11 protein-coding genes are annotated in these 13,545 nt (G+C 58.6%); 7 read left to right on the top strand and 4 right to left on the bottom strand.

Features of this window, described 5'->3' with window-relative positions; genetic code table 11:
• Positions 1–66: 66 nt before the first annotated feature.
• Together SERRSCBI_RS12585 and rluB are read left to right on the top strand one after the other, a co-directional pair.
• Positions 67–864 carry an alpha/beta fold hydrolase gene (locus tag SERRSCBI_RS12585; protein ID WP_042784673.1) on the top strand — a complete coding sequence of 266 codons (798 nt, stop codon included), beginning with the start codon at positions 67–69 and terminating at the stop codon, positions 862–864.
• Positions 865–1,022: 158 nt separating this feature from the next.
• On the top strand, positions 1,023–1,928 hold the full coding sequence (rluB, locus tag SERRSCBI_RS12580) for a 23S rRNA pseudouridine(2605) synthase RluB (RefSeq protein ID WP_033643266.1): 906 nt from the start codon (positions 1,023–1,025) through the stop codon (positions 1,926–1,928).
• Positions 1,929–1,967: 39 nt separating this feature from the next.
• Here rluB and cobO read toward each other — a convergent pair whose 3' ends face one another.
• Entirely contained in the window at positions 1,968–2,558 is a 591-nt protein-coding gene (cobO, locus tag SERRSCBI_RS12575) for a cob(I)yrinic acid a,c-diamide adenosyltransferase (RefSeq protein ID WP_033643265.1), read from the bottom strand.
• 13 nt (positions 2,559–2,571) lie between these two features.
• Positions 2,572–3,333 (bottom strand): YciK family oxidoreductase, encoded by a 762-nt coding sequence (locus SERRSCBI_RS12570; RefSeq protein ID WP_033643264.1) that lies wholly within the window; start codon positions 3,331–3,333, stop codon positions 2,572–2,574.
• Positions 3,334–3,692: 359 nt separating this feature from the next.
• Between SERRSCBI_RS12570 and sohB the strand changes: the two genes are divergently transcribed.
• Positions 3,693–4,739, top strand: a complete 1,047-nt coding sequence (sohB, locus tag SERRSCBI_RS12565) for a protease SohB (RefSeq protein WP_042784672.1) — start codon at positions 3,693–3,695, stop codon at positions 4,737–4,739.
• Positions 4,740–4,789: 50 nt separating this feature from the next.
• Here sohB and SERRSCBI_RS12560 read toward each other — a convergent pair whose 3' ends face one another.
• Positions 4,790–5,041, bottom strand: a complete 252-nt coding sequence (locus tag SERRSCBI_RS12560; RefSeq protein ID WP_033650243.1) for a YciN family protein — start codon at positions 5,039–5,041, stop codon at positions 4,790–4,792.
• A gap of 425 nt (positions 5,042–5,466) precedes the next feature.
• Between SERRSCBI_RS12560 and topA the strand changes: the two genes are divergently transcribed.
• From topA to acnA, 4 genes are all read left to right on the top strand, one after another.
• Entirely contained in the window at positions 5,467–8,064 is a 2,598-nt protein-coding gene (topA, locus tag SERRSCBI_RS12555; RefSeq protein WP_042784671.1) for a type I DNA topoisomerase, read from the top strand.
• A gap of 360 nt (positions 8,065–8,424) precedes the next feature.
• Complete coding sequence (cysB, locus tag SERRSCBI_RS12550; RefSeq protein WP_004930690.1) at positions 8,425–9,399, top strand: HTH-type transcriptional regulator CysB; 975 nt, start codon at positions 8,425–8,427, stop codon at positions 9,397–9,399.
• Between the two features lie 352 nt (positions 9,400–9,751).
• Complete coding sequence (locus SERRSCBI_RS12545) at positions 9,752–9,988, top strand: hypothetical protein (RefSeq protein ID WP_049866682.1); 237 nt, start codon at positions 9,752–9,754, stop codon at positions 9,986–9,988.
• 223 nt (positions 9,989–10,211) lie between these two features.
• Positions 10,212–12,884, top strand: a complete 2,673-nt coding sequence (acnA, locus tag SERRSCBI_RS12540; protein WP_042784668.1) for an aconitate hydratase AcnA — start codon at positions 10,212–10,214, stop codon at positions 12,882–12,884.
• Positions 12,885–12,941: 57 nt separating this feature from the next.
• Here the strand turns inward: acnA and ribA are convergent, their stop codons facing one another.
• Positions 12,942–13,535 (bottom strand): GTP cyclohydrolase II, encoded by a 594-nt coding sequence (gene ribA, locus SERRSCBI_RS12535; protein ID WP_019452695.1) that lies wholly within the window; start codon positions 13,533–13,535, stop codon positions 12,942–12,944.
• Between the last annotated feature and the right edge of the window lie 10 nt (positions 13,536–13,545).

Raw genomic sequence — 13,545 nt, 5'->3', positions numbered from 1 at the left:
TGCGCTGTCACCCTTAGCCCGTCGGTAATTCCCGAACGGGTCGGGGAGAGGCGCGCAGGAGGTAACATGACCGCATTTCACAGTGCCAACATGACGCTCGATTATCAGGATATCGGCTCAGGGCCGCTCACGTTGGTGTTGCTGCCCGGCTGGTGCGAACCGAAAACCGTGTTCGAGCCGTTCATCGCGCTGGCGACCGACCGTTATCGGATGATCAGCCTCGATTGGCGTGGCCACGGCCTGTCGTCAAAAGCGGCGGAGATGTCGCTGACGGCGGACGATTTGCTGGAGGATGTGCGCCAATTGCTGACGGCGCTGCGTTTGGACAACGTGATCACCCTGTCGGTGGCGCACGCCAGTTGGTTGGCGGTGGCGTTGGCCGAGGCGTTGCCGCAGCAGGTGCAGGGCATGGTGTTTCTCGATTGGATCATGACGCAGCCGGAGCCGGCGTTCTTTACGGCGGTGAGCCGCATGCAGCAGCCGCAGCAGTGGCTGGCGGCGCGCGACGCCTTGTTCGACTTCTGGCAGGGCGGCATCCGCCACGATCGGGTCAAACGCCATCTGGAGGTCGAGATGGCGCAGGAAGATGACCGGCTCTGGCGCGCCGCCGGCGTGGCCATCGAACAGGCCTACCGGCAATTCGGTTCGCCGCTGCAACGCCTGGCGGGGATGAGCGCGCCGCCGCCGTGCCGGCATATTTACTCGCTGGATCGCCACGATGACTATCTGCGGCAACAGCAGGCATTTGCCGCCGAGCGGCCGTTTTTCTCCATGGCGCGTTTAGAAGAGGCCCGCACTCACCTCGGCATTCTGGAACGGCCCGACGCGGTGCTGAGGGCGGTGGAGGACTTCTTGGCGCCGTGAACGCCGCTTGGGGTCACCGCCGATAAAGTGGGTTTCAACACCTTAGAAAGCCTGTATAATGCGCGGTTCGATCCTGATAAACGTATTATTACCGTTGCGGCGATTGGCCGCGGCGGTTATCCCCCGACGCCTGTGAAGGCGACATTAGAGGTTGCTCAATGAGCGAAAAGTTACAGAAAGTATTAGCGCGCGCCGGGCACGGCTCGCGTCGTGAAATCGAAACCATGATTGAAGCCGGGCGCGTCAGCGTCGACGGCAAGGTCGCCAAGCTGGGCGATCGCGTTGAAGTGACCCCGGCGATGAAAATTCGTCTGGATGGTCATGTCCTGTCGATCAAAGAGTCCGAAGAGGTGGTCTGCCGCGTGCTGGCTTACTACAAACCGGAAGGTGAGCTGTGTACCCGCAGCGATCCTGAAGGCCGCCCGACGGTGTTCGATCGCTTACCGAAGCTGCGCGGTTCGCGCTGGGTGGCGGTAGGGCGACTGGACGTCAACACTTCTGGTCTGCTGCTGTTCACCACCGATGGCGAACTGGCCAACCGTCTGATGCACCCAAGCCGTGAAGTGGAACGCGAGTACGCGGTGCGCGTGTTTGGCCAGGTCGACGATGCGAAAGTGAAGCAGCTGAGCAAAGGCGTGCAACTGGAAGACGGCCCGGCCGCGTTCCGCACCATCAGCTTCCAGGGCGGTGAAGGCCTCAACCAATGGTACAACGTGACCCTGACCGAAGGCCGCAACCGTGAAGTGCGTCGCCTGTGGGAAGCGGTGGGCGTGCAGGTGAGCCGCCTGATCCGCGTGCGCTATGGCGATATCGATCTGCCGAAAGGCCTGCCGCGCGGCGGCTGGGCCGAGCTGGATCTGCCGGCGATCAACTACCTGCGCGAGCTGGTTGAATTGAAACCGGAAACGGTCAGCAAGATGCCGGTGGAGCGTGAGCGCCGCCGCGTGAAGGCTAACCAGATCCGTCGCGCGGTTAAGCGTCACTCGCAGGTGGCCGGCAGCGGCCGTCGCAGTGCGCCGGGCAGCAAACCGAGTAAATCGGGCAAACCGAGCAAACGCAGCTAATCCCGTCATTCTGGCCCCGTTCGGGGCCAGAACGTTTTGTTACCAATCGATCCCCTGTTGCGCCTTGATGCCTGCGTCGAACGCGTGTTTCACCGGCCGCATCTCCGTAACCGTATCCGCCATTTCCAGCAGCTCGCGATGGCAACCGCGCCCGGTCAGTATCACCGTTTGGTGCGCAGGGCGCTGCCGCAGCGCTTCTTTGAGCTCTTCCAGCTCCAGATAGCCGTAGGTCAACATGTAGGTCACTTCGTCCAGCAGCACCAGATCCAGGCCGCTGTCGGCCAGCATGCGTTTGCCGTGCTGCCACACCGCCTGGCAGGCGGCGGTGTCGCCTGCCTTGTTCTGCGTCTCCCAGGTGAAGCCGGTAGCCATCACCTGAAATTCAACGCCATGTTGCTGAAGCAGATTCTTTTCGCCATTGGGCCACTCGCCCTTGATGAACTGGATCACCCCGGCGCGCATGCCGTGACCGACCGCGCGGGTGACGGTGCCGAAGGCGGCGGTGGTTTTGCCTTTGCCGTTGCCGGTAAACACCAGCAGCAGGCCGCGGGTGTCCTGCGCCGCGGCGATGCGTGCATCGACCTGTTCTTTCAGGCGCTGCTGGCGCTGTTGATGACGATCTTCCGCCATGAAACGCTCCTTATTATTCGGCCGCGCCGGGTTTGCGGTTCGGCTGGGCGTCGAAGCTCATGCCGGTTTTTCGCCGGCTGTCCTCGCCCATCAGATACAGGTACAGCGGCATGATGTCAGCCGGGGTTTTCAGCTTGTTTTTGTCTTCGTGCGGGAAGGCGGATGCGCGCATTTTGGTGCGAGTTCCGCCCGGATTGATGCAGTTTACCCGCAAATTACGATTTTTGTATTCATCGGCCAATACCTGCATCATGCCTTCGGTGGCGAACTTCGACACCGCATAAGCGCCCCAGTCGGCGCGGCCGGTGCGCCCGACGCTGGAACTGGTGAACACCAGCGACCCGGCGTGGGATTTCAGCAGCAGCGGCAGCAGCGCCTGAGTCAGCATAAAGGTGGCGTTGACGTTAACCTGCATCACCTCTTGCCACATGGTTATCGACAGGTCGGCCATCGGCGCAATGTCGCCCAGCAGGCCGGCGTTGTGCAGCACGCCGTCCAGGCGCGGAATTTGGCGCGCCAGATCGTCGGCTATCTGCCGGCATTGCTCCGGCGTGGCGTGCAGCAAGTCGAGCGTGACCACCAGGGCCGGGGCGCCGCCCTGGGCCGCGATCTCTTGTTGTACCGCCAGCAGTTTGCTCTCGGTGCGTCCCAGCAGCACTAACTGGGCGCCGAAGCGAGCGTAGGTCAGCGCCGCTTCGCGGCCGATGCCGTCTCCGGCGCCGGTGACCAAAATAATGCGTTGTTCGAGCAGATCTTGTTTGGGTTGGTAATGCACGATAAATCCTCGCCTGGGTGGCTGTTCTCCCGCGTATCGTGGGGAGCAAGGGTGAAACGCGCGGCCAGGGCGGGAGCGAGAGCTCGACCTTCTGCGGGCCGCGCAGCGAATCTGTCTCATCATATTGATGAATAATGGGTGTTATATGCCTTAATCCGTACGCATTTTCAATGCGTAGCAGGCTGAAATGGCATTCTTTTGTAACAAAAGCGGCGCGGCGGCGGCTTGGTTCGGCCTTGAATCGTCCCCATAGTGACGTGCAGAACGCAATGAATTTTCATTTAGCCGCGACAGCAGGCGCTGCGGTTGGCTAAAATGGAAAGAATCATACTAACAACCTGTAAATAAAGGCGGAATCTGTGGAATTTATATCTGTTTATGGCCTGTTTCTGGCCAAGGTCGCCACGGTGGTGCTCGCCATCGCCGCGTTGGCCATCCTGGCGGTCAGTCTGGGGCAACGCAAGAGCCGCCAGAAAGGGGAGCTGCAGCTGACCGATCTCGGTGAGCAGTATCGCGAAATGCAGCGCGATATGCGCCTGGCGCGTATGGATACTGCCGAGCAAAAGGTTTGGCTGAAACAGTTCAAGAAGCAGACCAAATCTGATGACAAATTGAAGAAGCAGCGCGCCAAATCCGGCGCGGTGGAAGTGGCCAAGTCGTGCCTGTACGTGTTGGACTTCAAGGGCAGCATGGATGCGCACGAGGTGACGTCGCTGCGCGAAGAGATCTCCGCGGTGCTGGCGGTGGCCTCGGCGCAGGATGAAGTCCTGCTGCGTCTGGAAAGCCCGGGAGGGGTGGTGCACGGCTACGGCCTGGCGGCTTCGCAGCTGGAGCGCTTGCGCAAAGGCGGCATCCGCCTGACGGTGGCGGTGGATAAAGTGGCGGCCAGCGGCGGCTACATGATGGCCTGCGTCGCGGATCGCATCGTGGCGGCGCCGTTCGCCATCATCGGTTCCATCGGCGTGGTTGCGCAGATCCCGAATTTCCACCGCCTGCTGAAGAAGAACGACATCGACGTGGAGCTGCATACCGCCGGGCAGTTTAAACGTACGCTGACGCTGTTCGGTGAAAATACCGAGCAGGGGCGCGAGAAGTTCCGCGAAGATCTGAACGAAACGCACGAGCTGTTCAAACGCTTCGTGCACGAGCAGCGCCCGTCGCTGGACATCGACAGCGTCGCCACCGGTGAGCACTGGTTCGGGACCCAGGCCAAAGAGAAAGGCCTTATCGACGCCATCGGCACCAGCGACGATTTGTTGATCGCCGAGTTGGATAACCATGAAGTGATCGCCGTGCGCTATGCGCGTCGTAAACGTTTGATGGATCGTTTCACCGGCAGCGCGGCGGAAAGCGTCGATCGTTTGCTGTTGCGCTGGTGGCAGCGCGGGGAAAAGCCGTTGTTGTAAGGCGAGAAGAGCAGGAATCAACGGGGGCCAGGCGCCCCCGTTTTGTTTTCTCAATCGACCAAATGGTATTTTTCCGAAAGCAGGTGAGCCAAATGTTTAAACATATTAAATACGGCGGTGGTTTTTGCGGTGGGCAATCCATCGGCATCTAAAAAGTATTCGCCGCGAAAAACTAAAACGCCGCTTTTTTGTTCAACGTCGGTGGCGATCATGCCGTGCAGATAATCTTCGTGTTGGCGGATGATGTTATTTGCTTCCGCCAGCAGGGCCTCGCGGCCGATAGGTGCAGTATTCTTGTGCATTATTAGACTCCAAACAAAAAACGCTGCGCATATTCTAACGCCGGTTCGCTTTTATCCGCAAACCGACTAAGGTTTATTTGCCGTCTGGATGGCCATGGGCGGCGGCCGGTTGGCGAAATCTGCCTTTCCGTGCTAATTAGGTTGCGTGACGCTTTTTATCAGGTACAGTGTGGGATTTTGCGGCGTCGGGTGGAAGGTTTTGTTTACGCCATGAATAAAAATCACGCAGCCATACTTCTGGGGCATGGGTGAATAGCAGGCAGGATCAACAACTTGCGTTCAGGTTGAGCAGTTGGGCAACCAAAAGAAAAAAATCTGTTGATCTCTTGCCAGACTGCCGCAATATAAAAAAGAGACACGAATTGCCGCGGCACGGCGAGATAAAAGACTTCTTTTTAGAAGAAATAAATTAGGTAAAGGTAAATATGGGTAAAGCTCTCGTAATAGTTGAGTCCCCGGCAAAAGCCAAAACTATTAATAAATATTTAGGAAGTGACTACGTGGTGAAGTCCAGCGTCGGTCATATCCGTGATTTGCCGACCAGTGGCTCAGCCAGCAAAAAGAGCGCTGACTCAACCGAAGACAAAGCCAAGAAAAAAGTTAAAAAAGATGAGAAGGCGGCGCTGGTAAATCGCATGGGCGTCGACCCTTACCACGGCTGGAAAGCGCATTATGAAATCCTGCCGGGTAAAGAAAAAGTGGTCGCCGAGTTAAAATCGTTGGCGGAAAACGCCGACCACATTTATCTCGCAACCGACCTTGACCGCGAAGGGGAAGCCATCGCCTGGCACCTGCGGGAAGTGATCGGTGGGGATGACAAACGCTTTAGCCGCGTGGTGTTTAACGAAATCACCAAAAACGCGATCCAACAGGCGTTCAAACAGCCGGGCGAGTTGAACATTGACCGCGTCAACGCGCAGCAGGCGCGCCGGTTTATGGACCGCGTGGTGGGCTATATGGTCTCGCCGCTGCTGTGGAAAAAAATCGCCCGCGGCCTGTCCGCCGGCCGCGTGCAGTCGGTGGCGGTGCGCCTGGTGGTTGAGCGTGAGCGCGACATCAAGGCGTTCGTGCCGGAAGAGTACTGGGAGCTGCATGCCGATCTGCTGGCGAAGGGTGACACCGCGCTGCAGATGGAAGTGACCCATGCGCACGACAAACCGTTCAAGCCGGTCAACCGCGAGCAGACGCACGCCGCGGTCAAGTTGCTGGAAAAAGCCCGCTACACGGTGCTGGATCGCGAAGACAAACCGACCAGCAGCAAGCCGGGCGCGCCTTTCATTACCTCCACGCTGCAACAGGCCGCCAGCACCCGCCTGAGCTTCGGCGTGAAGAAAACCATGATGATGGCGCAACGGCTGTATGAAGCCGGTCACATCACCTATATGCGTACCGACTCCACCAACCTGAGCCAGGATGCGCTCAACATGGTGCGTGGCTACATCGGCGACAACTTCGGCGATAAATACCTGCCGAAGGCGCCGAATCAGTACAGCAGCAAAGAGAATTCACAGGAAGCGCACGAAGCCATCCGTCCTTCGGACGTGAACGTGCTCGCCGAACAGCTCAAAGACATGGAAGCGGACGCGCAGAAGCTGTATCAGCTGATCTGGCGTCAGTTCGTCGCCTGTCAGATGACGCCGGCGCAATACGATTCCACCACGCTGACGGTGAAAGCCGGCGATTATCAGCTGCGCGCCAAGGGCCGTACGCTGCGCTTTGACGGCTGGACCAAGGTGATGCCGGCTCTGCGCAAAGGCGATGAAGATCGCACGTTGCCGTTCGTCGAAATCGGCAGCGAGCTGGATCTGCAGAAACTGATCCCGAGCCAGCACTTCACCAAGCCGCCGGCGCGCTACAGCGAAGCCTCGCTGGTGAAAGAGCTGGAGAAACGCGGCATCGGCCGTCCGTCCACTTACGCCTCCATCATCTCGACCATTCAGGATCGCGGTTATGTGCGGGTGGAAAGCCGCCGTTTCTATGCCGAGAAAATGGGTGAGATCGTCACCGATCGCCTGGAAGAAAACTTCCGCGAGCTGATGAACTATGACTTCACCGCGCGCATGGAAGACGGCCTCGATGAGGTCGCCAACAACCAGGCCGAGTGGAAAGCGGTGCTGGACGAATTCTTCGTCGACTTCAGCGAGCAGTTGGAAACGGCGGAGAAGGATCCGGAAGAAGGCGGCATGCGGCCTAACCAGATGGTGATGACCAGCATCGACTGCCCGACCTGCGGCCGCAAGATGGGCATCCGTACCGCCAGCACTGGGGTCTTCCTCGGCTGTTCCGGCTACGCGCTGCCGCCGAAGGAACGTTGCAAAACCACCATCAACCTGGTGCCGGAAGCGGAAGTGCTCAACATCCTCGAAGGCGACGACGCGGAAACCAACGCGCTGCGCGCCCGCCGCCGCTGCCAGAAATGCGGTACGGCGATGGACAGCTATCTGATCGACAACCAGCGCAAGCTGCACGTCTGCGGTAACAACCCGGCGTGTGACGGCTATGAGATAGAAGAGGGCGAGTTCCGTCTGAAAGGCTATGATGGCCCGGTGGTGGAGTGCGACAAGTGCGGCTCGGAAATGCACCTGAAAATGGGGCGTTTCGGCAAGTACATGGGCTGCACCAACGAGAACTGCAAAAACACCCGCAAGATCCTGCGTAACGGCGATGTCGCGCCGCCGAAGGAAGATCCGGTGCCGTTGCCGGAGCTGCCGTGCGAGAAGTCCGACGCCTATTTCGTGCTGCGTGACGGCGCTGCCGGCGTGTTCCTGGCGGCCAACACCTTCCCTAAATCGCGCGAGACCCGTGCGCCGCTGGTGGAAGAACTGGCTCGCTTCAAGGATCGTCTGCCGGAGAAACTACGCTACCTGGCCGATGCGCCGGTGGCGGATGCCGAAGGCAACAAAACGCTGGTGCGTTTCAGCCGTAAAACCAAGCAGCAGTACGTCTCCTCTGAAAAAGACGGCAAGGCGACCGGTTGGTCCGCGTTCTACGTGGACGGCAAGTGGGTCGAAGGCAAGAAGTAAGGCCGATGTCCTGACCGCAAGATGAAAAACCAGCCCTGGCGGCTGGTTTTTTTATTGGTGAAAAGGGGCAAACGGATCTATCCTTTGCTGTTTTTATCCCTCCGACACTGCCGTTTCACGTTGATACCCATGCAAAATAATCGTTATCATAGTGTGACGCGGATCTATACTTGAAGCTGCATCGTGGTATAGTGGTTATATAAAAAGTTTTTTATTATTAAAGCTTATTAACAACGGCGTTTTCTTCACCATCAGGGTAGAACACGGGGTTTATGGCTTGTGAGTTTCAGCATACCGGGGCGACACCGATATACCTGGCTGCGGGTAAGCCGCAGTGTTTAACCTAGGATGGTATAAGATATGAAATTGCAGCAGCTTCGTTACATTGTGGAAGTGGTTAACCACAACCTGAATGTCTCCTCGACGGCAGAAGGGCTCTATACCTCTCAACCCGGCATCAGCAAACAGGTGCGCATGCTCGAAGATGAGCTGGGCATCCAGATTTTCGCCCGCAGCGGCAAGCACCTGACCCAGGTCACCCCGGCCGGCCAGGAAATCATTCGCATCGCGCGTGAAGTGCTGTCCAAGGTAGACGCCATCAAGGCCGTCGCCGGTGAACACACCTACCCGGACAAAGGCTCGCTGTACGTCGCCACCACGCATACCCAGGCTCGCTACGCCTTGCCCAACGTGATTAAAGGCTTCATTGAGCGTTACCCGCGTGTCTCGCTGCACATGCATCAGGGCTCGCCGACGCAGATCGCCGAAGCGGTCTCCAAGGGCACCGCTGATTTCGCCATCGCCACCGAAGCGCTGCACCTGTATGACGATCTTATCATGCTGCCGTGCTACCACTGGAACCGTGCGGTGGTGGTGAAGCCCGATCATCCTTTGGCGGGCAAAAGCAGCATCAGCATTGAAGAACTGGCGGCTTACCCGATCGTCACTTACACCTTCGGCTTTACCGGCCGCTCGGAGCTGGACACCGCCTTCAACCGCGCCGGCCTGACGCCGCGCATCGTCTTTACCGCCACTGATGCCGACGTGATTAAAACCTATGTGCGTTTGGGATTGGGGGTAGGGGTGATCGCCAGCATGGCGGTGGATCCGGTGCAGGATCCGGATCTGGTGACGGTGGATGCGCGCGATATCTTCACCTACAGCACCACTAAAATCGGCTTCCGCCGCAGCACCTTCCTGCGCAGCTACATGTACGACTTCATTCAGCGCTTCGCGCCGCACCTGACGCGCGACGTGGTCGACAGCGCAGTGGCGCTGCGCTCCAACGAAGAGATTGAAGCGATGTTCAAGGACATCAAGCTGCCGATTAAGTAATCGTTGACGATATCAAATCAAACCCGGTTAGGCGCCTGCCAAACCGGGTTTTTTTAGCCCGGAAACCCGCACCTTCCTTGTTTCTCAGGATCATCCTGAAAAGCCGCTGCGCTCTTTTCAACCCGTTAGCCTCTAAGTAGACTGCAAAACGTTCGGATAATTGAATATGGAAATTCAACGTTATGCAGATATGCAGGCTTAACTACGCTGATTTATCGAGTGATTTCCAGATCCTTCGGGATGCGCTGCTAAGGCGTAGAAAGGTGAGAGTGCCTGGAGGTCGAGGGCTGATGGCGTACGGTCGTATAGATGTTCAAGGCGAGCCTGATTACAGTAAATGCGTGGTATCACAATGAAAAAAAGTCTCTGGATTGTTCTGTTCTTGTTGCTAACCCTTTTGTTGTTGCGCTACCTGCCAGACGGAATTTTCGACAGCTTCGTTTCCAACAACATAGAAATTAACGGTGATGGTGAAATAGGGATGAATAATTTCGACTCGGCTGTCATTGCCATTAAATTGGGTGTCTCTGCCATCATTGCTGCAGTTGTGCTCACAGTATGTCGCCGCCTGGTGCGCAAACCCCGCTAAAGCCGCGAGATTTTCCCTGCCAAAACGCCGCCTCGTTGCGGCGTTTTCGTTGACGCGTGGCCTAACCCCTTGGCTGCGCTCGCACTTCCTTCTTCTTGATTGTTCTCACCTATCGCTGTGATCAAATCGTGTTGTTATCAAAACGTTAACTTATCTTTGTGGTATCTTTAAACAAGACCTCACTGATTACCCTGTTTTAATCACAATAAGAAATGGAGGAGCTATGTCGTCCGATCTTCGTGAAACAAGTCTGGATAAGCTGGTTGCGCTGAATAGCGAATATTACTACTACAGTCTGCCGCTGGCGGCGAAGCAGCTGGGTGATATCGACCGGTTGCCGAAATCAATGAAAGTGCTGTTGGAGAACCTGCTGCGCCATGTGGATGGCGATACCGTGCAGGTTGACGACCTCAAGGCCATCGTCGCCTGGTTGCAAACCGGCCATGCTGACCGTGAGATCGCCTACCGTCCGGCGCGCGTGCTGATGCAGGATTTTACCGGCGTTCCGGCGGTGGTGGATCTGGCGGCGATGCGTGAAGCGGTGCGGCGGCTGGGCGGCAATGTCGACCAGGTGAACCCGCTGTCACCGGTGGATCTGGTGATTGACCACTCGGTTACCGTCGATGAATTCGGCGATGACAACGCCTTCGAAGACAACGTTCGTATCGAAATGCAGCGCAATCACGAGCGCTACACCTTCCTGCGCTGGGGGCAGAAAGCCTTCAACCGTTTCCGCGTGGTGCCGCCGGGCACCGGCATCTGCCACCAGGTCAACCTTGAATATCTCGGCCAAACGGTGTGGCACAGCGACGAAAGCGGTCGCCGCGTGGCCTATCCGGATACGCTGGTGGGCACTGATTCTCACACCACCATGATCAACGGCCTGGGCATTCTCGGCTGGGGCGTCGGCGGTATCGAAGCGGAAGCGGCGATGCTGGGCCAGCCGGTGTCGATGCTGATCCCGGACGTAGTCGGCTTTAAGCTGACCGGCAAGCTCCGCGAGGGCATTACCGCCACCGACCTGGTGCTGACCGTCACCCAAATGCTGCGTAAGCACGGCGTTGTTGGCAAGTTCGTCGAGTTTTACGGCGACGGCCTGGCCGATCTGCCGTTGGCGGACCGGGCGACCATCGCCAATATGTCGCCGGAGTTCGGCGCCACCTGCGGTTTCTTCCCGGTAGATGACGTCACGCTCGGCTACATGAAACTCAGCGGCCGCAGCGCTGAACAAATCGCGCTGGTGGAAGCCTACGCCAAGGCGCAGGGCATGTGGCGCAACCCGGGGGATGAGCCGGTATTCACCAGCTCGCTGGCGCTGGATATGTCGACGGTCGAGGCCAGCCTCGCCGGGCCGAAACGCCCGCAGGATCGCGTCGCGCTGCCGAATGTGCCGCAGGCGTTCAAGGCCGCTACCGAGTTGGATATCGGCGGCCACAAGACCAAGGCAGACAGCAAACCCTTTACGCTGGATGGGCAGCAGCACGAGCTGCACGACGGCGCGGTGGTGATCGCGGCGATCACCTCCTGCACCAACACCTCCAACCCGAGCGTGATGATGGCGGCCGGCCTGCTGGCGAAAAACGCCGTCAAGAAAGGGCTGCGCAGCAAGCCTTGGGTAAAAACGTCGTTGGCGCCGGGTTCCAAAGTGGTGACCGACTACTTCGACAGCGCCAAGCTCACCGCTTATCTGGAAGAACTGGGGTTCAACCTAGTGGGATATGGCTGTACCACCTGTATCGGCAACTCCGGGCCGCTGCCGGATCCTATCGAGCAGGCGATCAAAGAGGGCGATCTGACCGTGGGCGCGGTGCTGTCGGGCAACCGTAACTTCGAAGGGCGCATCCACCCGCTGGTGAAAACCAACTGGCTGGCCTCACCGCCGCTGGTTGTGGCGTATGCGCTGGCGGGCAGCATGAAGATCGACCTGACCAAAGAGCCGCTGGGCGAGGGCAATGACGGTCAACCGGTCTACCTGAAGGACATCTGGCCGAGCAGCCAGGACATTGCTCAGGCGGTGGAAGAAGTGCGCACCGAGATGTTCCACAAAGAATACGGCGAAGTGTTCGATGGCGACGCCAACTGGCAGGCGATCCAGGTGACCGGTTCGGCGACCTATCAATGGCAGGAGGATTCTACCTATATCCGCCATCCTCCGTTTTTCAGCACCATGAAGGTGAAGCCGGATCCGGTGCAGGACATCAAGGACGCGCGCATTCTGGCGATTTTGGCCGATTCGGTGACCACCGACCACATCTCGCCGGCGGGCAACATCAAGCGCGACAGCCCGGCGGGGCGTTACCTGAGCGAGCACGGCGTGGCGCCGCAGGACTTTAACTCCTACGGTTCGCGCCGCGGAAACCATGAAGTAATGATGCGCGGCACCTTCGCCAACATCCGCATCCGCAACGAAATGGTGCCGGGTGTGGAGGGGGGCTATACCCGCCATATTCCGTCGCAGCAGCAACTGTCTATCTACGACGCCGCCATGCAGTACCAGCAGGAGCAAGTGCCGCTGGCGGTGATCGCCGGTAAAGAGTACGGTTCCGGCTCCAGCCGCGACTGGGCGGCGAAAGGGCCGCGCCTGCTGGGCGTGCGGGTGGTGATCGCCGAATCCTTCGAGCGTATTCACCGCTCCAACCTGATAGGCATGGGTATTTTGCCGCTGGAGTTCCCGCAGGGCGTGACGCGCAAAACGCTGGGGCTGACCGGGGACGAGCAGATCAGCGTCGGCGGCCTGCAACAGCTGCAGCCGGGCCAGACGGTGCCGGTACATATCACCTATGCCGACGGGCGCAAGGAGGTGATCGACACCCGTTGCCGCATCGATACCGGCAATGAGCTGACCTACTACGAAAACGACGGCATCCTGCACTACGTAATCAGGAAAATGCTGTAAATCGTGCAGTAAAAAGGGCGCCGCAAGGCGCCCTGATTGTTTTCACCGTGGCGGCGATCACTTCTGGTCGAGCAAATGGCCCATTTTGGCGGCCTTGGTGGCCAGATAGTGTTCGTTCTTCGGGTTGCGGCCGACGATCAGCGGCACGCGCTCGCTGATATTGATACCGGCTTCGGTCAGGATCTCGACCTTTTTCGGGTTGTTGGTCAGCAAGCGCACCGCGTCGACGCCCAGCAGTTTGAACATGTCGGCGCACAGGGTGAAGTCGCGTTCGTCGGCGGCGAAGCCGAGCTGATGGTTGGCTTCCACGGTGTCTGCGCCCTTATCCTGCAGGGCATAGGCGCGGATCTTGTTCAACAGGCCGATATTGCGGCCCTCCTGGCGATGATAAAGCAGGATGCCGCGGCCTTCTTCGGCGATCTGCTCCAGCGCGGCTTCCAGCTGAAAACCGCAGTCGCAGCGCAGGCTGAACAACGCGTCGCCGGTCAGACATTCGGAATGCACGCGTGCGAGCACCGGCGCTTCACCGGAAATATCACCGAAAACCAGCGCCAGATGATCGTGCCCGGTCGCCAGTTCTTCGAATCCTACCATCAGGAAATCGCCCCAAGGTGTCGGCAGTTTAGCCTCTGCCACCCGTTTAAGCTGCATGTCACTCTCC

This window comes from Serratia sp. SCBI (assembly GCF_000747565.1).
Lineage (GTDB): Bacteria > Pseudomonadota > Gammaproteobacteria > Enterobacterales > Enterobacteriaceae > Serratia > Serratia ureilytica.
This window is presented reverse-complemented; position numbering and strand designations above follow the sequence as displayed.